We start from the raw sequence: 19,204 nt of genomic DNA, 5'->3' as shown, positions 1-19,204 counted from the left end.
AGACCATGTGGTGCAGGCCCGAGCCGTCGTCGGTGTCGCCGATATACATGCCCGGGCGCTTGCGCACCGCGTCCAGGCCCTTCAGCACCTTGATCGATTCCGCGCCGTACTCGGCCTGACCGTTGCCCTCGGGGGCGCCGCCTTCGAGATCGTTTTCTTCGCTCATCTTGCGTCCAGCTGAGGCGCGTTTAGGGAGGGTCCGGACCATCGGATCCGGCAGCGCCTGGTGACGGTCCCGCGGCAGCGCGCGGAGCCGGGTAACGTGGCTGTTCTTATATAGGGTGGGACGCTGATTCTGCACACTTTTCGGCGCCGCACAAAAGGTCGCCCGGATCAGCCCCCGAGATGGCTCAGCAGCAGCCGGTTCACCGGCTCCGGGACCTCGTCCGTCAGGAAGTGCCCCGCGCCGGGGATCACCTCGAAGCGGTACGGTCCGGTGACGAAATCCGCCGTCGCCTCGGCGGCCATCCGGCCCACGGCCGCATCGGCGTCGCCCCAGACGTACAGCGTGCGCGCGGCCACCGGCGGCACGTCGCGGGCGCGCAGCGAAGCCGAGCCGCCGGCCCGGTACCAGGCGACGGCCGCCTCGATGGCGCCGGGTTCGGCGAGGGTATCGATGTAGGCGCTGGCGGTGGCGCTTGGCACGCCCTGGGCGATGAACATGCGCCGGAGGCCCGCGAAGTCGTCCGCCCGTAGCGCCGTCCCTGCGCCCTCGTCCTGGAACGCCTTGTGGTGGCTCGACCGCTGCGGCTGATCAGCGTCCTCCGCGAAGGCGCGGGCGAAGGCGGCCGGATGGGGGCGCGACAGCACCGCCAGGCTGAGCAGCCGCTCCGGCGCCTGGGCCGCGATCAGCCATGACAGCTGTCCCCCCCAATCGTGGCCGACCAGATGGAAGCGGCCGTGGCCGAGGGCGTCCATGATCCCCAGGGCGTCGGCGACCAGGTTGGCGGTGGCGTAGGTCTCGGTTCCCGCCGGGCGCGCGCCCGTGGAGTAGCCGCGCTGATCTGGCGCCACGCACCGGTAGCCGGCCCCACCCAGCACCTGCAGTTGGCCGCGCCAGGCCCGCCGCGTCTGCGGGAAGCCGTGCAGCATCAGTACGGGTTCGCCGTCGACAGGACCTGCCTGATCGATGGTGAAGGCGAGGTCGCCGAGCGCGATGGTGGTGGTGCTGAGCGCGGTCATGGGAGCCTCCCCGGGATGGATTCTACGACGCTGGTGGGCGATGCGGCGTCCAGCAGTAGGCTAGCGACCCGATCGGCGTGGCTGGCCATCGCTAAGTGGTGGAGCCGTTCGCGGCTCACGCGCCAGCCGCGTGCGGCGGCGCGCTCAGCGGTCCGGTCGTAGTTGCGGCTGAGCTGGATGTAGGCTGCCGGCAGGACTTCCCATGCCGAATCGTCCGGGGCGACCGCTTCCAGGAAGGCGAAGGGGGTACGCAGTAGGTCGCGGACGAACGCGGCGCGTGCTTCAGGATCCGGGATCATCTGTTCGGTCGGATCGACGTCGAACCATCGGTTCCAGGGCGCCAGCAAGCCGTCAGTGGTGACGCGACGCAGTTGGGCGATCATCTCGGCCGGCGCCGTGTCGAGGACGCTCCGGCCCGGATGCGGCAGGATCGCGTCCACGAAGATGAAGCCGGCGAGGCTGGCCGCCGCCCGCGCCAGTGCTGGCGCGAACCCGCCGGCCCCGGAGTGCAGGACGGCCGTCCAGGGCGCCTCGCCGGCCTGCGCGGCGACGGCCCGGCCCACGCGGCCGTACCAGTCAGGGCCGGTGACACAGCCGTAGTCGGCGACCACCGCGTCGGGCAGCAGCCTGGCCGTGGCCTGCCACGCCGCAGGCCCGACGAAAGGGCTGTGCACGAGGACGAAGCGGGTCACCGGCCGATCTCCACCAGCTCCGAACCTTCCACACGCAGGCCTTGGGCGCGACCGGCCAGGCCGTCAAAGAGCATTTCGTCTGTCCCGGTGAGGAAGGCCTGCAGGCTGAGCGCCTCGATCTCGTCGAAAAGGGCGGCGCGGCGGCGCGCATCGAGGTGGGCGGCGACCTCGTCCAGCAGCAGGATAGGCGAGGGGTGGCCTTCGGCGCGGGCCAGGCGGGCCGCCTGCGCGAGGATCAGGTTGAGCACCAGCGCCTTCTGCTCTCCGGTGGAGCACTCGGCGGCCGGGCGGTCCTTCTCGGCATGGACCACGGCGAGGTCGCCGCGGTGCGGCCCGGTGAGCGCGCGGCCGGCCGCGGCGTCGCGCTCGCGCACCGGGGCCAGCGCCTTGGCCAGCCGCGCCTCGATGTCGGCGAAGTCCGCGCCCTCCAGCGCCAGGCGCTCCCATTCGCCGGTCAGCGACAGCCGGGCCAGTGGAAAGGGCCGTTCGCCGCGGGTGGCGATCTCGGCGGTGAGGGCGGTGAGCGTGCGCGCGCGGGCCTCGGCCATCAAGGCGCCTGCCTCGGCCATCCGCGCCTCGAGGGCGTCCAGCCAAGCGGCGTCGGCGGGCCCGTCGGTGAGCAGGCGCATGCGTTCGCGCAAGGCCTTCTCGTAGGCCTGCACGTGCGCGGCGTGGATCGGCTCGGCGGCGAATACCAGCCGGTCGAAGAACCGCCGCCGCTCGGCAGCGCCCTCCAGGAAGAGGCGATCCTGCGCCGGGGTCAGCCAAACCTGGCGCAGGTGTTCGGCCAGCCGGCCAGGTGGCGCGGGCTCGCCCTCGACGCGGACTACCCGGCGAACGGCGCCGGCCGTTTCGACCCCGGTGCCCAGCCGGGTCTCGCCATCGTCGTCGCCGCCGACCCGCACTGTGACGGCGACGGCCCAGGCGCGGCCGGCCGCTTCGCCGGGCAACCGGCGGCCCACCTCGGCCAGGCCCGATCCGCGCAGCCCCCGGCCCGGGATGAGGAAGCTCACCGCTTCCAGAAGGTTGGTCTTGCCCGCCCCGTTTGGCCCGGCCAGCCACACCGGCCGCCCGTCCAGCGCGAGCTCCGCCCTGGCGTAGGAGCGGAAGTCGGTCAGGGCTAGGCGGGTCAGGACGGAGGCGGCCACGGGTAGGTCTTAGCCGGTTTCCGCGGTCGGACGCGAGCCGCCCGGCTGCTGGTGACCCGCACCGACTGGCCCGAACCCGGCCGGCTGGCTATGAGGGCTGCGAAGTGGAGCGCCGGCGGCCGTGCCCGAAGAAGCCTTGGACATCGGATCGACGCTGCGGGTCGCCATGGATCATCACGAGAACGGCCGCGCTGCCGAAGCCGAGGCGCTCTACCAGCGGATCATCCAGGCGGCGCCCCGCCACTTCACCGCGCACAACCTCCTCGGACTCCTCTCCCTGCAGATGGGCCGCCTGGAGCGCAGCGTCGAGATGCTGCGCAAGGCCCTGGAGATCGATCCGAACTTCGCCCGCAGCCACGCCAACCTGGGCGTCGCGCTACGACGCCTGGGCAAGCCCGAGGCGGCGATCGCCAGCTTCGACCGGGCGCTGGAACTCGGGCTGGCGGAGCCGGACCTGTTCAACAATCGCGGCGCGGCGCTGTTGGATGTGGAACGCTTCGAGGCCGCCGCGGAAGGCTTCGAGGCGGCTGTGCGCCTGAAGCCCGACTTTGCAACCGCGCATACCAACCTGGGCGTCGCGCTGAACGCGCTGGGACGCCATGACGAGGCGCTGGTGAGCCTGGCCACCGCCCTGGCGCTCGACCCGGACGCCGCCGCCGCACACTACAACCAAGGCAACGCCTTCATGGGCCTCGAGCAGCCAGCCGAGGCGCTCGCCAGCTTTGACGCAGCGATCGCCCGCGATCCCGGCTATGCGGCCGCCTATCACAACCGGAGCCTCGCCCTCGAGCAGTTGGATCGGCTGGAGGAGGCCATCCAGTGCGCCGAGACGGCGGTCGCCCTCGCCCCGGAGTCGGCCCTCCTGCACAAGGGCCACGCGGACCTGCTTGTGAAGCTTGGGCGGCTCCACTCCGCCCTGGAGGGCTTCGACCGCGCCGTCGCGCTGGACCCGACCTTCGCCGATGCGCGCTGGAACCGGGGGGTGGCGCGGCTCACGCTTCAGCAGTTCGAGGCCGGGTGGGCGGACTACGAGTGGCGCTGGCGGACGCCCTCGTTCCTCACCGGGGCGTCCGGGCAAGTGACGCCCGAGCTGCGCGGCCGGCTCGACCCGAACATTACAACGGGCCAGCTCGCTGGCCGCCGCGTGCTGCTGGTAGCGGAGCAGGGGGTGGGCGACGTCGTGATGTTTGCGAGCGCGCTTCCCGACCTTCTGGCCACGGCGGGATCGGTCACCCTGGTCTGTGAGACCCGGTTGCATCGGCTGTTCGCGAACGCCTTCCCGGACCTCGGGCTCCTGGGTCCGCTAGCCGAAGGCGCGCCGCTTCCTGACACCGACGCTGTGGTGGCGATCGGCAGCCTCGGCCGGCTGTATCGCAACCGCCTCGCCGACTTCCCCGGCGTTCCTTACCTCTCCGCCTCGGCGGCCGTCCGGGCGCAATGGGCGGAGCGGCTGGGGCCAAGGAAGGGGCGGCTTCGGATTGGCCTGTCCTGGCGGGGCGGCATCCGGCGGACCGGGCGCGACGCGCGTTCCATGCCGCTGGCCCAGCTTCGGCCGATCCTGGATCTGCCCGACTGCGAGTTCGTCAGCCTGCAGTACGGCGACGTCGAGGCCGAGGTGGCGGCGGCGAATGCGGGACATCAGCGCATTCGCCTGCCACCGCCCAGCGAGGTCGCGGACTTCGAGGACCTCGCCGGCCTGGTGCAGACGCTCGACGTGGTGGTCTCCGTGCAGACGACGATCATCCATCTCGCGGGCGCCCTGGGCACGCCTGCGCTGGTCATGGTGCCTGCCCGGCCCGAGTGGCGCTACGGCGTCGGCTCGCCGTCGTTGCCCTGGTACCGGTCGGTGACCCTGTTTCGCCAGGGGCAGGATGCGACGTGGCCGCCGGTGGTCCAGCGCGTCGCCGCCGAGCTGTCGGCGCGCCTCTGATCCATCGGTGTCCGGAATCCGCCAGCGCCGTGTCACAACGCACTCCATATCCCCGTCTGAGTAGCAAGACGTCGAGGGACCCATGAGCCAGACCGCCAAGGCCGAACTGTTTCGCCAGCTGCACCAGGGGCCGGACGTGCTGGTCCTGCCCAACGCCTGGGACGCCGCCAGCGCCGCGGTGGTCGCCGACGCCGGCGCGAAGGCCATCGCCACGTCCTCGGCCGCCGTGGCCTGGGTCCACGGCCAGCCCGACGGTGACATCCTGGCCGTGGAGACCACCTGCGCCGTGGTGGCCGCGATCGCGGCCGTGGTTGATGTGCCGGTCAGCTGCGACTTCGAAGGCGGCTTCACCGATGACCTGGACCAACTCCAGCGCAACGTCGGCCAGGTGATCCAGGCCGGTGCCGTCGGGATCAACTTCGAGGACGGCGGCCGCGATCCGCAGCTGCATGCCGCAAAGATCGCTGCGGTGCGCAAGGCGGCCGGGCAGGCAGGCGTCCCACTGTTCATCAACGCCCGCGCAGATGTGTATCTCCGCCGACTGGCCGAGGGCGAGGCCGCCGAGGCGGAAGCGATCGCGCGCGGCAAACTCTACGTCTCGGCGGGCGCGGACGGGGTGTTCGTGCCCGGCGCCGTCGACCCGGAGCTGATCCGCCGCCTCGCCGCGGCGATCCCCGCTCCGCTGAACATCCTGGCCCGCCCTGGCGCGCCCGACGCGGCGGCGCTGGCGGCGCTCGGCGCACGGCGCCTCAGCGCGGGAAGCGCGACCTTCAACGCCGCCTACGCGGCCCTCGCCCGCACCGCGGCCGCCTTCCTGGCGAGCGGGTCGTCGACCGAGCTGATGGCGGCTGCCGAGGGCGCGCCGGCGCTGCAGAAACGATTCTCGACCTGATCCCGCGGGTGACCTCGCGGGATCACCGGCCTATCTTGAAGCCATGACCGAGACCCTCGACGCCCCCCAAGACCTCGGCGCGCCTCCGCTGCCCGATACGGAGCGCACGCCCACCCAGGACGGGCCCGCCGTCCGGCTCTATCTGGTCGACGGGTCGGGCTTCATCTTCCGCGCCTTCCACGCGCTCCCGCCGCTCAGCCGGAAGAGCGACGGACTACCGGTGGGCGCGGTCGCCGGCTTCTGCAACATGCTCTGGAAGCTGCTGGTCGACATGCGCGCCCAGCCGGATGCGCCGACCCACCTGGCGGTGATCTTCGACCACTCCGAGGATACCTTCCGCAACAAGCTCTACGACAAGTACAAGGCCCACCGCCCTCCGCCGCCGGACGACCTGATCCCGCAGTTCCCGCTGGTGCGCGAGGCGACGAAGGCGTTCGGCGTGCCCTGCATCGAGCTGCCGGGCTACGAGGCCGACGACCTGATCGCCGCCTACGCCTGCAAGGTGCGCGACCTCTCGGGCGAAGTGGTCATCGTCTCGTCCGACAAGGACCTGATGCAGCTGGTGGACGAGCGGGTGACCATGCTCGACACCATGAAGAACCTGAAGATCGGCATCGACCAGGTGTTCGAGAAGTTCGGCGTCACGCCGGACAAGGTCGTCGACGTGCAGGCGCTGTGCGGCGACAGCGTCGACAATGTTCCCGGCGCCCCAGGGATCGGCATCAAGACCGCCTCGGCGCTGATCAACGAGTACGGAGACCTCGACACGCTGCTGGCGCGCGCAGCCGAGATCAAGCAGGACAAGCGCCGCCAGACCCTGATCGACTTCGCCGACCAGATCCGCCTGTCGCGCCAGCTGGTGCAGCTCGACTGCGACACGCCGCTGCCGGAGCCGGTTGACGACCTGAAGGTGCGTGAGCCGGAGCCGGCGGTGCTGCAGGCCTTCCTGGAGACGATGGAGTTCCGCACGCTGGCGCGGCGGGTCGGCGACGCCATGGCGCCCGGCCGCGATGCCGCCGTCCAGGCCGTGGTCGCCGAGATGAAGGCCTCGGGGCCCGCCTCGCCGACGCACGCGCCGATCGACGTCAGCGCCTATGAGTGCGTGCGCGATCTGGCGGCGCTGGAGACCTGGATCGCGCGTGCGCGATCTGGCGGCGTGGTCGCGTTCGACACCGAGACCGACGCGCTGTCGCAGACCACGGCCAACCTGTGCGGGATCTCGCTGGCGACCGCGCCGGGCCAGGCCTGCTACATCCCCGTCGGCCACGCCAACGAGCACGAGGGCGGCCTGGAGCTCGAAGCGCCGTCGGACCTGACTCAAGTCTCGCTGGAAACGGCGCTCGCGAAGCTGAAGCCGCTGCTGGAGGACCCCGGCGTCCTCAAGATAGGCCACAACGCCAAGTACGATCAGGCGGTCCTGCGGCGCTACGGCATCGACGTCTCGCCGATCGACGACACCATGCTGCTGGCCTTCGCGCTCGAGGGCGGCCTGCACAACAAGTACGGCCTGGACGAGATGTCCAAGCGGGTGCTCGAGCACGAGCCGATCGCCTACAAGGCTGTCGCAGGCGCGGGCAAGTCGCAAAAGAGCTTCAAGCACGTCGAGCTGGGCGCGGCGACCTGCTACGCCGCCGAGGACGCCGACATCACGCTGCGTCTATGGGAGCACATGAAGCCCCGGCTGGCGCACGACGGCATGGCCACGGTCTACGAGACCTTGGAGCGGCCAATGCCCGCGGTCCTGGTGGGCATGGAGCTGGCCGGCGTGAAGGTCGACCCCGACCAGCTGCGCGCGCTCTCCAACGACTTCTCGGTCCGCATGGCGGAGCTGGAGGCGCAGGCTTTCGAACTTGCGGGCCGGTCCTTCAACCTGGGCTCGCCCAAGCAGATCGGCGAGATCCTGTTCAAGGAGATGGGCCTCGACAGCCGCCGCACGACCGCCACCGGCGCTCAGTCCACCGACGCCTCGCTGCTGGAAGACCTGGCCGCCCAGGGTCACGCCCTGCCGCGCACCCTGCTGGACTGGCGTCAGCTCTCCAAGCTGAAGGGCACCTACACCGACAACCTGGTTGCGGCGATGGATCCCAGGACCCACCGCGTCCACACCTCGTATTCGCTGGCCGCGGCGACCACCGGCCGGCTCGCCTCCACCGACCCCAACCTGCAGAACATCCCGATCCGCACGGAAGAGGGCCGCAAGATCCGCAAGGCCTTCGTCGCCGAGGCGGGCCACGTGCTGATCAGCGCCGACTATTCCCAGATCGAACTGCGGCTGCTGGCCCATGTGGGCGACATCCCGCAGCTGAAGAAGGCCTTCGCCGAGGGCCTCGACATCCACGCCATGACCGCCTCGGAGATGTTCGGCGTGCCGGTCGAGGGCATGCCGGCCGAGACCCGCCGGCGCGCCAAGGCGATCAACTTCGGCATCATCTACGGCATCTCGGCCTTCGGCCTGGCCAACCAGCTGTCGATCCCCCGGGAGGAGGCGGGCGCCTACATCAAGACCTACTTCGAGCGCTTCCCCGGTATCCGCACCTACATGGACCGCATGCAGCGCCAGGTCCGGGCCGAGGCCTTCGTCAGCACCATCTTCGGCCGCAAGGTCCACATCCCCGCCGCACGCGGCAAGTCACAGGCCGAACGGTCCTTCGCCGACCGCGCCGCCATCAACGCCCCGCTGCAGGGCGCGGCGGCGGACATCATGCGGCGCGCGATGATCCGCATGCCGCAGGCCCTCATCGACGCCGGGCTGAAGGCCAGGATGCTGCTGCAGGTGCACGACGAACTGGTGTTCGAGGCGCCCGAAACCGAGGCCGACGCGGTGATCGCCGTGGCCAGGCGGATCATGGAGCGTGCGGCCGAGCCGGCGGCCTCGATCTCCGTGCCCCTGGTGGTCGACGCGCGCGCCGCCGCCAACTGGGACGACGCGCACTAGCGGTTGGCCGCCAGTGCGGCCTCGATCCTCGCACGCCCCGCGGGGGAAGGGGCCGGGCCCGCGCCCATGACGTGACGCAGGCTGTTCTCCTGGACCTCCAGGATCACCACGTCCGGCCGCCAGGCGGCGATCAGCTCCGGCCGCCAGGCTCCATCGTCGATGTGGGTGAGGATGAGCCGACTGAAGTGGCTGTAAAGGAATGGCGTGAGCGCGTTGGAGAACGAATCGCGGGTCATCAGCAGAACCGGCTTGCCGGCGTGGCCCGTGTCGATCACCTGCGGCGCCGTCCACCCGCGGCGCTCGGTCAACCAGTGGGTGCGGTTCCGCGCAGCGGCCCCGGGATCGATGTGGTCGCGATAGGCGATGTCCACATAGCCGGCCACCCCGAGCATCATGGCCAGATCGCGCGGGCGCTTGGGGTTGGGGTTGATCGTGAAGTCCGAGAGCGGCCGGGAGGGTTCGCCAAGGCCGCTGGCCTGGAGCCGGGCCATCAGGGCCGCGTAGCCGCCGTGCGCGCCCGCGCCGGTCCAGTGTGTGTCGTGGCGGCTGAAGGCCAGGACGCCCCGGTCCTTCACCGCCCGCACCGGTCCCTCGAGGTGCATCACATGGCCAGGCGCCGCCGCCTCCGCCAGACGCGCCAGGCGCAGGCCCGCCCGCCGTGGGCTGGCGCCGGCGTACCAGGCCGGACCAAACTCGCCATAGACCCCCTCCTTGGCCGGCGGAGCGATCACGAGGTACTCGGTCCCCTGGGCCTCAAGGGCCTGCGCGCGACCGGCCAGCACGCCCAGCCAGGCCCTCGCCTCGTCGTCGGTGAGCGGGGGGTCGGCGCGCGCGGCCCCGAGGTGCGAGCCGTCGTCGTAGAAGAGCCACCCCTTCCGGCCGACGATCACCCGGTCCGAGCCGCTGATTCCCAGGCGCATGCGGGCATAGTTCAGCGCGCCGATGAGGATGGCCCGCGGCGGAAAGCGGTCCGCCACATAGGCGTCAGCCTCCTGTCGAAACTGACTGAGGCCGGCCGGCGGCCAGGCCGGCGCGGCCGCGAGCACCCGGTTCTCCCGCAGCTGCGGGGTCGGCAGGAACCGTGGCAGCGCCACGATCCCGGCCATCAGGACCAGGACCGCCGCGATCAGGAGGCGCCAGTGGGAGGTCACCGGATCAGAACCTGAATCAGAGGAAGGGCCGAGGGACGCGGACCCCTCCTACAAGGGTTCGGCCGATGGGCGAAAGCCGATCGGCGGCGTGTCGGCCGTCGCCTGGATGATCCGCTGGTCAGTCCCTTCCAGGCGGACCGCGGTCAGCACGCCTGAATAGTAGACGCCGGTGTCGATGCCGATGCGGTTGGCGCGCAGCTCCGGCCGTCGGCATGGTGTGTGGCCGTGGACCACCACCTTGCCGAAGTCCGCGTCCGACTCCAGGAAGTCGTGGCGGATCCACATCAGGTCGCGCTCCGCCTGGCGGTCCAGAGGCACACCCGGCCGGACGCCCGCATGGACGAAGAGATAGTCGCCGACGCTCAGCGACATCGCGCAGCGGCCGAGCAAGTCCCTGTGGCGCGCAGGCAGTGCGGCGGTCAGCTCGGCCTGCACGCGGGCGGTCTCCTGCGCCTCCCGGCCATGGCGTGGGACCGCGACGCCGTACGACTGGAGTGTCGCTGCGCCCCAGTTGGCGATCCAGTGCGGTCCGAAGTCGGCGTCGCGCAACACGCGCTCCAGCGCGTCTTCATGGTTGCCCTTCAGGCACGCCACCTCGAACGGCCCGTCCGCCTCCAGCGCCAGGATCGTCTCTACGACGCCGCAGCTGTCGGGCCCGCGGTCCACATAGTCGCCCAGGAAGGCCAGCAGCGGCCGTTCGCGCGGCCGGCTGCGCGCAAGATCGTCCTTCAGCTGGCGGATGAGCGGCCGCAGGACATCGGCATGCCCGTGGATATCGCCGACGGCGTACACAAGCCGACCGCCTGTGGTGGGCGTCGTCCTCACGCAGGGCGACCTCCGGTGCGGAGCGGAAGGTTCCTGGTGGAGCCGACGGGAGGCGGATCCCTTCTCGATATCGCGCTGAAAATGCGGAGTTCCTCCGTCCACTCGGCCGGCAATCGCCCGATGGGGTGACCGACCTCCCCCAGCCCGCGCTCGTACATTTCTACCTCCGGCAGGGAAGCTCGACGGATTGACCCCGATCAAGGTCAACGCGCCGTTTATCTGCAATCTGCGTTCAATCTTGGGAGAACGGACGATGCGCAGGTTGATGATTGCCGCCGTGGCCCTGGCGCTCAGCGGATGCGAGACGATGGACGGATTCGGGTCCGGCTCGCGCTGGGACCGTTACGACCATGATCGGCCCGGAGCCTCGGGGCAGTACGACGCCAGCCGCTATTATCGCGAGAGCCCGCGCTACCGAGAGCGTGCCCTCACCCCAAACGACCGCATCTACCGCGGCTCGGATGGGCGCTACTATTGCCGCCGCCCTGATGGCACGACGGGACTTGTGGTCGGCGCGATCGCCGGCGGCGTCCTCGGCAACATCATTGCTCCCGGCGGCTCTGAACTGCTGGGAACCGTTATCGGCGCCGGGCTGGGTGCTGTAATTGGCCAGGAAATCGACCGGGGGCAGGTGCGCTGCCGCTGATGCGCGCGCGGGTCAACCGGTCCTTCGCCACCCCTAGTCTGTCCAGTGGATTGAGCTGAGCGCGCATTCGCACGCGTTCTCGAGGGTCGGTAGCGCCCGCCTTCGGAAGCCGTGCGCGCCAAGCAACTTCTAGCCGCGCCGACACGCTGGCAGGTTCCTGGTGGAGCCGAGGGGAATCGAACCCCTGACCTCCTCATTGCGAACGAGGCGCTCTACCATCTGAGCTACGGCCCCAGGAAGGCGCGGAATAAGGCGATCAGGGAGGGACCTGTCAAGCCGCCTCGGCGCCGCTGGCTCGCACGCCGCCTTGCCACCATCGCAAAGCCGGGTAGAAGCGAGCCATGGGCAGCTTCTTCCTCGTGATCATCCAGGGCATCCTGTTCCTGCTGATCTGGGCGATCATCATCAGCGCGGTCATGTCGTGGCTGGTCGCCTTCAACGTGATCAACCTGCGCAACCAGTTCGTCTACAACGTGGTGCGCACCCTCGAGGCCGTGACCAACCCGGTGCTGGCCCCATTCCGGCGCTTCATCCCGTCCCTGGGCGGCGTCGACATCAGTCCGATCATAGCCATCCTGGTGCTGTCGGCGGCGCGGACCTACCTCGTTCCATGGCTGTTCAGCCCGCTCCTCCCGCTCATCGGCTGACCGTGCGTGTCACGCCCCGCGGCGGGCGCGACGCCATCGAGGGCTGGACCGCCGACGCGCAGGGCCGGCCGCTCCTGAAACTCCGAGTCGCCACCGCGGCCGCCGACGGGTCCGCCAACTCCGCTGTCGTGGCCCTGGTCGCCAGGGCCCTGAGGATTCCCCGGTCCGCGGTTCGCATCGCCAGCGGCGCAACGGCGCGGGTGAAGCGGCTGGAGCTGGATGGCGTCGGCCCCGCCGACCTGGCGCGCGCCTTCGGTTCCGGTTGAAGAATCGCGTTACGCGGAACTCTGAGGCCAATTGCACGTTTGACGCGCGATCGCCCAACGACTTGCCTGTCGGAAACGGGCGATCCGATCGGCCCGGCCCACACCCCTGGCATCCCCGACCAAGGCCGGGCCGATCCCCAACTTCCTTGCCTTGCATCTTCCGCCGATCCCCGCCGCGCGTTTAAGCTGATGGCGATATGTCCAGACGCCTCGACGCCACTCGCCACGACCTGACCCACGCCATCGCCAACGCGCGCCGGATCGTGGTGTTCACGGGCGCGGGCATCTCCACCGAAAGCGGCATTCCCGACTTCCGCAGCCCCGGCGGCGTGTGGAGCAAGATGAAGCCGATCTACTTCCAGGACTTCGTGGGCAACGAGGCGCGGCGGCGCGAGGCCTGGGAGCGCGCCTTTGGCGGCCGGGCCGGCTGGGTGGGCCGCGAGCCCAACGCCGGTCACATGGGCGTCGCCCGCCTGATCGCCCGCGGCAAGGCCAGCGCCGTGATCACCCAGAATGTCGACAACCTGCACCAGGCCTCCGGCGTCCCGGCGCACCAGGTGATCGAGCTTCACGGCAACGCCAGCTACGCGACCTGTTTGGATTGCACGCTGCGCCACGACCTGAACGACCTGAAGTCGCTCTGGCAGGCGACCGGCGATCTGCCGGCGTGCCGCGACTGCGGGGGCATCGTCAAGACCGCGACGATTTCCTTCGGCCAGGCCATGCCGCTGGAGCCGATGGCCCGCGCGCAGGCCGAGACAATGGCCTGCGACCTGTTCCTCGTTCTGGGCTCCTCGCTGGTGGTCTATCCCGCCGCCGGCTTTCCGGTGATGGCCAAGCGCAACGGGGCGGTCCTGGCGATCGTCAACCGCGAGGAGACCGAACTCGACGGCTATGCCGACCTGGTGCTGCACGACGAGATCGGCCCCGTGATGACCGCAGTGGCGCCCGCCAACTAGGACGGCCGGAGGAATTTCGCGCCGCCCGCACTTTGGTCACACCCAAGCCTTGTTCTTTGGGCTAAGCGCTCCGCGCCATTCCTGCGGAGCCCTAAGTGATCAGACCTCTCGCGGCCGCCGGCCTCTGCGGCCTCCTCCTCGCCGCCTGCAGTCAGGGCGGGACCACGTCCGACCCGAGCGATCCCCACGCCGGTCTCGATCCGCAGATCCTCGCCTGGCGCAACGACCTGGAGGCGAACCACGTGGCCTGTAAGGCCAAGGTCGACGGCCACGGCTGCGACAGCTTCGAGGTCACGTGCAAGGCCATGCAGGAGATCACTCCGGAGGAAGCAGCCAAGGGCGTGACGGCTCAGGTGGTCGCCGCCATGAGCTTCAACGGGCGCAGCGGGGGTGGGCAGCCAGGCTCGGCGTTCGCGTTGTTCTCCAAGGCCGGCGGCCAGTGGAGCCGCGCCGAGGCGATGCCGGTCAACATGAACACCTGCGCGCCGGTCTAGGACCCCGGTCGGCCCGCAGAGAGGCTGGCCGCCGCGCGAGGACGCGTCGTAGAACGCGGGGCGATGCTGGGCGCCATGATCCTGAGCGGCGGGGCCGCCACCCGCATGGGCGCGGACAAGGCGCGGCTCGATTGGGCCGGCGTCCGCGCCATCGACCGCGTCGCCGCGGTGGCCACGGCCTGCGCAGCGCAATGGACGCTCAGCGTCGGACCGGATGACTACGGCCTGCCCTTTGTGGTCGACGAGCGACAGGGTCCCGCCGGCGGCGTGCTGGCGGGCGCCGCGGCGCTGAGCGCTCGGGGATGCACACGCGCCCTCGTCCTCGCCGTCGATGCGCCGACCTTGTCCGCCGCGGACCTGGCGCCCTTGCTGGCCGCCCCCGCGCCCGGCGCAGCCTATGAGGGCCTGCACGTGCCGCTGGTGCTGGATCTGGCGGCCCTCCCGTCGGGCGCAGAGCGCGGCATGTCGTTGAATCGGCTGGTGGGGCTGGCAGGCCTCGCCCGCCTGCCCGTTCCGTTCGGCGCCGCGGCCCGCCTGCGCGGCGCCAATACGCCGGACGAGCGAGCGGCGCTGCTGGCCGCCCTGCAAAACGCCCAAGAAGGCGGCGCCGGCTGATTAAACCCCGGGCGTAGCGCAATGCCCGGCCCCCGCCGGCGCGACCGCCCTGCCCGTACGCACCCGCCCCGCCTAGTCAACGCCATGCGCGTTCTCGTCGTCGATCCGGACCCGGCCCGCGCCGCCCTCGTCGCCGAAGGGCTGGCCGGCGTGGAGCCGCTCGAGGTGCGCCACGTGCGCGTCTTCGACCAGCGCGAGGCGGCGAAGTTCGAGCCGGACGTCATCGTGGTCGCTTCCAACAGCCCGGATCGGGACACCATCGAGAGCCTGCGCGAGGCCACCGTGGCCAATCCGCGACCCGTGGTGATGTTCGTCGACCGCTCGGAGGCGGGCCTGGCGGAGGAGGCGGTGCACGCCGGCGTGTCGGCCTATGTGGTCGACGGCTTCTCGAAAGCCCGCGTCCGCTCGGTGCTGGAAGTGGCCATGAGCCGCTTCCAGCTGATGAACCAGCTGCGCCTCGACCTCGACAAAGCCAAGGCGGACCTCGCGTCGCGCAAGACGGTCGAGCGGGCCAAGGCGCTACTGATGAAGGAGCGGGGCCTGGAGGAGGACGCGGCCTACCGCCTGCTGCGTAAGCTCTCGATGGATACTGGGCGGCCGCTCGGCGCGGTGGCGGCCGACCTGCTGGCGTTCGCCGGTGTTCTCAAGGGGAGAAGCGACGGATGAGCGGCGAGCGCCTGCGCCTGGGCTTCATTGCCCTCAACGACGCGGCGGCCCTGATCGTGGCCGATGCGTTGGGCTATTTCGGCCAGGAGGGCCTGGCCGTCGACCTGGTCCGCGAGGTCTCCTGGGCCACCATGCGCGACAAGCTCGCGGTGGGCGCCCTGGACGGCGCCCACCTGCTGGCGCCGCTGGCGCTGGCCGCGTCGCTCGGGGCTCCGGATGGCCGGCCGATCCCGCTGGTCGCGCCCCTGGCCCTCAACATCAACGGGCCGGCGATCACGCTTTCGTCGCACCTCGCGGCCGCGGTGGGCGAGGGGCCGCACGCCGACGGCCTCGCCCGCCTGATCGCGCGCCGCCGGGAGGAAGGGGCGAGCCCGCTCACCCTGGCGGTGGTCTTTCCCCTGTCGGTCCACGCCTACCTGCTTCGCGACTGGCTCGCGCGGGCGGGGGTGGATCCCGACAACGACGTGCGCCTCACGGTCGCGCCGCCCTCTCGGATGACCGAGCTACTGGTCGGCGGCGTGGTCGAGGGCTTCTGCGTTACCGAGCCCTGGGACACCGCTGCGGTGGTCGCGGGGGCCGGGATGATCGCCGCGCGGGGCAGCGAGTTGTGGCCGCGCACGCCGGACAAGGTCTTCGCGGTCACTGAAGCCTGGGCGGAGGCGGACCCGCCGCGCTTGCGGGCGGTGTTGCGCGCGCTGCTGCGGGCCGCGGCCTGGGCGGACGCGCAGGAGAACCGCGCCGAGTTGGCGGCCATCCTGGCCCGACCGCACTACGTCGGCGCCGACGCCGCCGTGATCGAAGCGTCTCTGGGCGACATCGTCTTCGACGCCGACGGCGCCAGCGCGCCGCAGCCGGTGCACGCCGCGTGGCTGCTCAGCCAGATGATGCGCTGGCGGCACATCCCCGCCGACGTCGACATCGGCCGCGTAGCCGGCCAGGTCTACCGCCCCGACCTCCATGCCGCCGCCGCCGTCGATCTCGGCCGACCTGCGATCGTCCCGTTGGACGGCCTCGTCGGCTTCAGTCCACTGGGGCCCTTCCGTCTTGCCGAGGCGCAGGCGCACGCCGTGCACGGCGCGCTCAGCCGGCTCCGCCCCGCCTGAACGCCCGCTTCTTGTGCGCCGCAACATGACGGATTGCGCAGAGCCTAGGCAGGCTGGCGTCTAAGCGACGTTTTCGTCCTTCCCACGACCCCGTGGTGTTGCGGTGCAGCGCCAGGCATGAGGTCCTGAGGTCGACACGCGGGGCAACGACGTTCCGCGCAACACCAGGACACCGGCGTCCGCACGGGGCTTCAGCCCCGGCGGGCGCTTTTTTTTGGCTGGGGGATAGAGCCATGAGCCGATTGAGGGGAGCGCTGGCGGCGGGAGCCGCCATCGTCTGGGCCGGGACAGCGTATGCTCAGGCGCCGCCGGACACACCATCGGTCACCGCGCCGACCGAGGATGGCCTGGATATGGAGGCCGCGGTCGGCCCGGTCCCAGCGCCCCACGAAGCGCCCGCGCCGGAGCCGGTAGGGGCAGCCACGACCATCAGCGACGCGATCATGGGCGGCAAGCTCCTGCTGGAGGTGCGCGGCCGCTACGAGTCGGTCGACCAGAAACGAACGGCCGTCCTCACCCGCAACGGCGAGTCCTTCACCATCCGCACCCGGCTGGGCTGGGAAACCGGCGACTGGAACGGGTTCAAGGGGCTGGTGGAATTCGAGGACGTCCGCCAGGCCGGCCCGGAGCACTTCCAGGTGCAGGTCCCGGGCGCGACCACGCCGCCCCTGAACGGCGCGGCGAAGGCTCGCTATCCGATCATCAATGACCCGGACGTCACCGAGCTGAATCGCCTGCAGCTCAGCTGGACCCCGAACGCCGCGTTCCAGGGCGTAGTGGGCCGCCAGCGGATCGTTCTCGACGACCAGCGCTTCATCGGCAACGTCGGCTGGCGCCAGGACGAGCAGACCTTCGACGCGCTCCGGCTGGATCTGGCTCACGGCCGCTTCAAGCTGTTCTACGCATACGTCCACCACGTGAACCGCGTCCTGGGCGAGCAGCGGGACTGGGACTCCGACAGCCACCTGGCGCAGCTGACCTGGTCGCCCGCGGAGCAACTGCGCGTCCAGCCGTTCGTCTACGCCCTCGACTTCAGCAACGCCGCCGCCAATTCCTCGCTGACCAAGGGCGTCAAGGCCTCCGGCAAGACCTGGCTGGGTCTGTTCCAGGTCGCCTACAGCGCCACCTGGGCCAACCAGCGCGACTACAACGGCAACACGCCTGGCTACAGCCTCGACTACTGGGGCGGCGACGTCGCCGGGACCTTCGACATATGGACCGCCAGGATCGCCTTCGAGTCCCTCGAGGGCAACGGCGTTCGCGGGTTCACGACACCCCTGGCTACGACCCACGCCTTCCAGGGATGGTCCGACGCGTTCGTCCAACCGGCGGGCGGCAACAAGGGCTTCGTCGACGGGATCGAGGATCTGAACTTCACCCTGAACGTCCGGCCACGCTTCCGGTGGGCCTACCTGTTCAACATCGATGTCCTGGTCCGCTACCACGACTTCAACAACCAGCGGACCGGCGCCGGCCTCGGCCGCGAGTGGAACGCCCAGGTCCAGGCCGCCCTCAATCCCAAGCTCAGCGCGGCGATCAAGTACGCGGACTTCGAACGCAACACCCGTGTGCCCGCCGGCTCCGCCGCGCCGCCGCCCAGCCGGACCAAGGTCTGGTTCACCCTCGAATACAAGCTTTGACGGAAGGCACGTCCATGACCGCCAAGACCTTCACCCCGAACCGCCGCCAGGCGCTCGTCGGTGCGGCAGCCACGCTGGCCGCCGCCAAGTCCCTGCTGCCGTCCGGCGCGTTCGCGGCCGGCCCAGGCCCGGAAGTCTCCAAGGCGCGGCTGGGTTTCATCGCCCTTACCGACGCCTCGCCGCTGATCATCGCCAAGGAGCGCGGCTTCTTCGCCAAGTACGGCATGCCCGACGTCGAGGTGCTGAAGCAGGCGTCTTGGGGCGGCACGCGGGACAACCTCGTGCTGGGTTCGGCGGGCGGCGGCATCGATGGCGCCCACATCCTGACGCCGATGCCGTACCAGTTCACGGCTGGCGTAAATATCGGCAAGGCCGTGCCGATGAACATCCTGGCCCGGCTCAACACCAACGGCCAGGCCATCAGTGTCGGCAACGACCTGAAGGCTGTGAAGGTCGGGCTGAACAGCGCCGGGGCCAAGGCCAAGTTCGCCCAGCTCAAGGCTGCCGGAAACGCCGCCAAGGTGGCCATGACCTTCCGGGGCGGGACCCACGACCTGTGGCTACGCTACTGGCTGGCGGCGGGCGGCATCAACCCGGATACGGACGTCTCCACCATCGTGATCCCGCCGCCGCAGATGGTGGCCAACATGAAGGCCGGCACCCAGGACGCCTTCTGCGTCGGAGAGCCGTGGAATGCCCAGCTGATCAACCAGAAGGTCGGATACACCGCCTGTCTCACCTCCGAGATCTGGATGAACCACCCGGAGAAGGCGCTGGGGGTCCGGGCCGATTGGGTCGCCCGATACCCTCGCGCCGCCCTGGCCCTGACCATGGCGGTCATGGAAGCTCAGATGTGGTGCGACAAGCAGGCCAACCGCCCGGCGATGTGCTCGGTGGTGTCCGGGCGCCAGTACATCAACGTGCCCATGGGCGACATCCTGCCGCGGCTCCAGGGCACGGTGAACTTCGGTGATGGGCGGATGCTGAAGGGCTCGCCGCACATCATGAAGTTCTGGGCCGACAACGCGTCCTTCCCCTTCAAGTCGCATGATCTCTGGTTCGTCACCGAGAACGTCCGGTGGGGCGTGCTGCCCCAGGCCACCAACAAGATGGCGCTGGTGAACCGCGTGAACCGCGCCGACATCTGGCGCGCGGCCGCCAAGTCGCTCGGCGTGGCGGCTCCGGCCTCCGACAGCCGCGGCGTCGAGCGGTTCTTCGACGGCAAGGTCTTCGACCCCGCCAACCCGAACGCCTACCTCGCCAGCCAGCCCATCAAGAAGCTTGCCTAAGGAGACGCGTCCATGAGCCTGCCCGCCTGGTCGCACGATCAAGACCCGCCGCCCTTAGTCACCCCCGCCCCCGCGCCGGCGGCCGTGCTTGCGCTACCGGTTCGCCGCCCTGGACTCGCCGCCG

Annotated in this window: 18 protein-coding genes and 1 tRNA gene; 13 read left to right on the top strand and 6 right to left on the bottom strand. The window is 70.5% G+C overall.

The genetic code is table 11. The features are described from left to right. Nucleotides 1–333: 333 nt before the first annotated feature. The 3 genes from QZV94_RS05695 to recF are packed head-to-tail and all read right to left on the bottom strand — an operon-like array spanning nucleotide 334 to nucleotide 3,022. The gene (locus QZV94_RS05695; RefSeq protein ID WP_293676841.1) at nucleotides 334–1,182 is read right to left on the bottom strand and encodes an alpha/beta fold hydrolase; all 849 of its coding nucleotides are present in this window, start codon (nucleotides 1,180–1,182) and stop codon (nucleotides 334–336) included. Then, entirely contained in the window at nucleotides 1,179–1,874 is a 696-nt protein-coding gene (locus tag QZV94_RS05690) for a hypothetical protein (RefSeq protein ID WP_293676840.1), read from the bottom strand. Before QZV94_RS05690 ends, QZV94_RS05695 begins: the two co-directional genes overlap by 4 nt. Then, nucleotides 1,871–3,022: a DNA replication/repair protein RecF gene (gene recF, locus QZV94_RS05685; protein ID WP_293676839.1), complete on the bottom strand. Its 1,152-nt coding sequence runs from the start codon at nucleotides 3,020–3,022 to the stop codon at nucleotides 1,871–1,873. The genes QZV94_RS05690 and recF overlap by 4 nt, the downstream gene beginning before the upstream one ends. 121 nt (nucleotides 3,023–3,143) lie before the next feature. Between recF and QZV94_RS05680 the strand changes: the two genes are divergently transcribed. The 3 genes from QZV94_RS05680 to polA all read left to right on the top strand — a co-directional run bounded on the left by QZV94_RS05680 (nucleotide 3,144) and on the right by polA (nucleotide 8,779). After that, nucleotides 3,144–4,952: a tetratricopeptide repeat protein gene (locus QZV94_RS05680; protein ID WP_293676838.1), complete on the top strand. Its 1,809-nt coding sequence runs from the start codon at nucleotides 3,144–3,146 to the stop codon at nucleotides 4,950–4,952. Nucleotides 4,953–5,034: 82 nt separating this feature from the next. After that, nucleotides 5,035–5,844, top strand: a complete 810-nt coding sequence (locus QZV94_RS05675) for an isocitrate lyase/phosphoenolpyruvate mutase family protein (protein ID WP_293676837.1) — start codon at nucleotides 5,035–5,037, stop codon at nucleotides 5,842–5,844. A 43-nt stretch (nucleotides 5,845–5,887) separates the two neighbouring features. Further along, nucleotides 5,888–8,779: a DNA polymerase I gene (polA, locus tag QZV94_RS05670; RefSeq protein WP_293676836.1), complete on the top strand. Its 2,892-nt coding sequence runs from the start codon at nucleotides 5,888–5,890 to the stop codon at nucleotides 8,777–8,779. Here the strand turns inward: polA and QZV94_RS05665 are convergent. Both QZV94_RS05665 and QZV94_RS05660 read right to left on the bottom strand, forming a co-directional pair. Next, nucleotides 8,776–9,930: a hypothetical protein gene (locus QZV94_RS05665; protein ID WP_293676835.1), complete on the bottom strand. Its 1,155-nt coding sequence runs from the start codon at nucleotides 9,928–9,930 to the stop codon at nucleotides 8,776–8,778. The genes polA and QZV94_RS05665 overlap by 4 nt on opposite strands. Nucleotides 9,931–9,978: 48 nt before the next feature. Next, nucleotides 9,979–10,755, bottom strand: a complete 777-nt coding sequence (locus tag QZV94_RS05660) for a metallophosphoesterase family protein (protein ID WP_293676834.1) — start codon at nucleotides 10,753–10,755, stop codon at nucleotides 9,979–9,981. Between the two features lie 187 nt (nucleotides 10,756–10,942). Here QZV94_RS05660 and QZV94_RS05655 point away from each other — a divergent pair, with 187 nt between their 5' ends. Further along, nucleotides 10,943–11,401 (top strand): glycine zipper 2TM domain-containing protein, encoded by a 459-nt coding sequence (locus tag QZV94_RS05655; protein ID WP_293676833.1) that lies wholly within the window; start codon nucleotides 10,943–10,945, stop codon nucleotides 11,399–11,401. Nucleotides 11,402–11,559: 158 nt separating this feature from the next. Here the strand turns inward: QZV94_RS05655 and QZV94_RS05650 are convergent. Further along, nucleotides 11,560–11,635: transfer RNA gene (locus tag QZV94_RS05650), tRNA-Ala, on the bottom strand. Nucleotides 11,636–11,742: 107 nt separating this feature from the next. On the opposite strand from QZV94_RS05650, the gene QZV94_RS05645 reads away from it, so the two are divergent. The 9 genes from QZV94_RS05645 (at nucleotide 11,743) to QZV94_RS05605 (ending at nucleotide 19,080) form a co-directional block, all read left to right on the top strand. Further along, nucleotides 11,743–12,048 carry a YggT family protein gene (locus tag QZV94_RS05645; protein WP_293676832.1) on the top strand — a complete coding sequence of 102 codons (306 nt, stop codon included), beginning with the start codon at nucleotides 11,743–11,745 and terminating at the stop codon, nucleotides 12,046–12,048. Beyond that, nucleotides 12,012–12,314, top strand: coding sequence for a DUF167 family protein (locus tag QZV94_RS05640; protein WP_293676831.1), 303 nt, complete (start codon nucleotides 12,012–12,014; stop codon nucleotides 12,312–12,314). The genes QZV94_RS05645 and QZV94_RS05640 overlap by 37 nt, the downstream gene beginning before the upstream one ends. Nucleotides 12,315–12,511: 197 nt before the next feature. Continuing rightward, nucleotides 12,512–13,273, top strand: a complete 762-nt coding sequence (locus tag QZV94_RS05635) for a Sir2 family NAD-dependent protein deacetylase (RefSeq protein WP_293676830.1) — start codon at nucleotides 12,512–12,514, stop codon at nucleotides 13,271–13,273. A gap of 95 nt (nucleotides 13,274–13,368) precedes the next feature. After that, nucleotides 13,369–13,767 (top strand): hypothetical protein, encoded by a 399-nt coding sequence (locus QZV94_RS05630; protein ID WP_293676829.1) that lies wholly within the window; start codon nucleotides 13,369–13,371, stop codon nucleotides 13,765–13,767. 63 nt (nucleotides 13,768–13,830) lie between these two features. Further along, nucleotides 13,831–14,382 carry an NTP transferase domain-containing protein gene (locus QZV94_RS05625; protein ID WP_293676828.1) on the top strand — a complete coding sequence of 184 codons (552 nt, stop codon included), beginning with the start codon at nucleotides 13,831–13,833 and terminating at the stop codon, nucleotides 14,380–14,382. An 84-nt stretch (nucleotides 14,383–14,466) separates the two neighbouring features. Further along, nucleotides 14,467–15,048, top strand: coding sequence for an ANTAR domain-containing response regulator (locus QZV94_RS05620; RefSeq protein WP_293676827.1), 582 nt, complete (start codon nucleotides 14,467–14,469; stop codon nucleotides 15,046–15,048). Further along, on the top strand, nucleotides 15,045–16,151 hold the full coding sequence (locus QZV94_RS05615) for an ABC transporter substrate-binding protein (protein WP_293676826.1): 1,107 nt from the start codon (nucleotides 15,045–15,047) through the stop codon (nucleotides 16,149–16,151). The genes QZV94_RS05620 and QZV94_RS05615 overlap by 4 nt, the downstream gene beginning before the upstream one ends. Nucleotides 16,152–16,384: 233 nt before the next feature. Further along, the gene (locus tag QZV94_RS05610; RefSeq protein ID WP_293676825.1) at nucleotides 16,385–17,791 is read left to right on the top strand and encodes an alginate export family protein; all 1,407 of its coding nucleotides are present in this window, start codon (nucleotides 16,385–16,387) and stop codon (nucleotides 17,789–17,791) included. A 14-nt stretch (nucleotides 17,792–17,805) separates the two neighbouring features. Then, the gene (locus tag QZV94_RS05605; RefSeq protein WP_293676824.1) at nucleotides 17,806–19,080 is read left to right on the top strand and encodes a CmpA/NrtA family ABC transporter substrate-binding protein; all 1,275 of its coding nucleotides are present in this window, start codon (nucleotides 17,806–17,808) and stop codon (nucleotides 19,078–19,080) included. Nucleotides 19,081–19,204 lie beyond the last annotated feature (124 nt).

The organism is uncultured Phenylobacterium sp., assembly GCF_902826855.1.
Lineage (GTDB): Bacteria > Pseudomonadota > Alphaproteobacteria > Caulobacterales > Caulobacteraceae > Phenylobacterium.
The sequence above is the reverse complement of the archived record's forward strand: the minus strand, read 5'-3'. Positions and strand labels throughout refer to the sequence as shown.

What these genes read in the sequence shown, in the direction of transcription:
- QZV94_RS05675 (WP_293676837.1), top strand. Translation starts at nt 5,035, where the DNA reads ATGAGCCAGACCGCCAAGGCCGAACTGTTTCGCCAGCTGCACCAGGGG.
- QZV94_RS05645 (WP_293676832.1), top strand. Translation starts at nt 11,743, where the DNA reads ATGGGCAGCTTCTTCCTCGTGATCATCCAGGGCATCCTGTTCCTGCTG.
- polA (WP_293676836.1), top strand. Translation starts at nt 5,888, where the DNA reads ATGACCGAGACCCTCGACGCCCCCCAAGACCTCGGCGCGCCTCCGCTG.
- QZV94_RS05620 (WP_293676827.1), top strand. Translation starts at nt 14,467, where the DNA reads ATGCGCGTTCTCGTCGTCGATCCGGACCCGGCCCGCGCCGCCCTCGTC.
- QZV94_RS05635 (WP_293676830.1), top strand. Translation starts at nt 12,512, where the DNA reads ATGTCCAGACGCCTCGACGCCACTCGCCACGACCTGACCCACGCCATC.
- QZV94_RS05695 (WP_293676841.1), bottom strand. Translation starts at nt 1,182, where the DNA reads ATGACCGCGCTCAGCACCACCACCATCGCGCTCGGCGACCTCGCCTTC.
- QZV94_RS05610 (WP_293676825.1), top strand. Translation starts at nt 16,385, where the DNA reads ATGAGCCGATTGAGGGGAGCGCTGGCGGCGGGAGCCGCCATCGTCTGG.
- QZV94_RS05625 (WP_293676828.1), top strand. Translation starts at nt 13,831, where the DNA reads ATGCTGGGCGCCATGATCCTGAGCGGCGGGGCCGCCACCCGCATGGGC.
- QZV94_RS05640 (WP_293676831.1), top strand. Translation starts at nt 12,012, where the DNA reads ATGGCTGTTCAGCCCGCTCCTCCCGCTCATCGGCTGACCGTGCGTGTC.
- QZV94_RS05605 (WP_293676824.1), top strand. Translation starts at nt 17,806, where the DNA reads ATGACCGCCAAGACCTTCACCCCGAACCGCCGCCAGGCGCTCGTCGGT.
- QZV94_RS05615 (WP_293676826.1), top strand. Translation starts at nt 15,045, where the DNA reads ATGAGCGGCGAGCGCCTGCGCCTGGGCTTCATTGCCCTCAACGACGCG.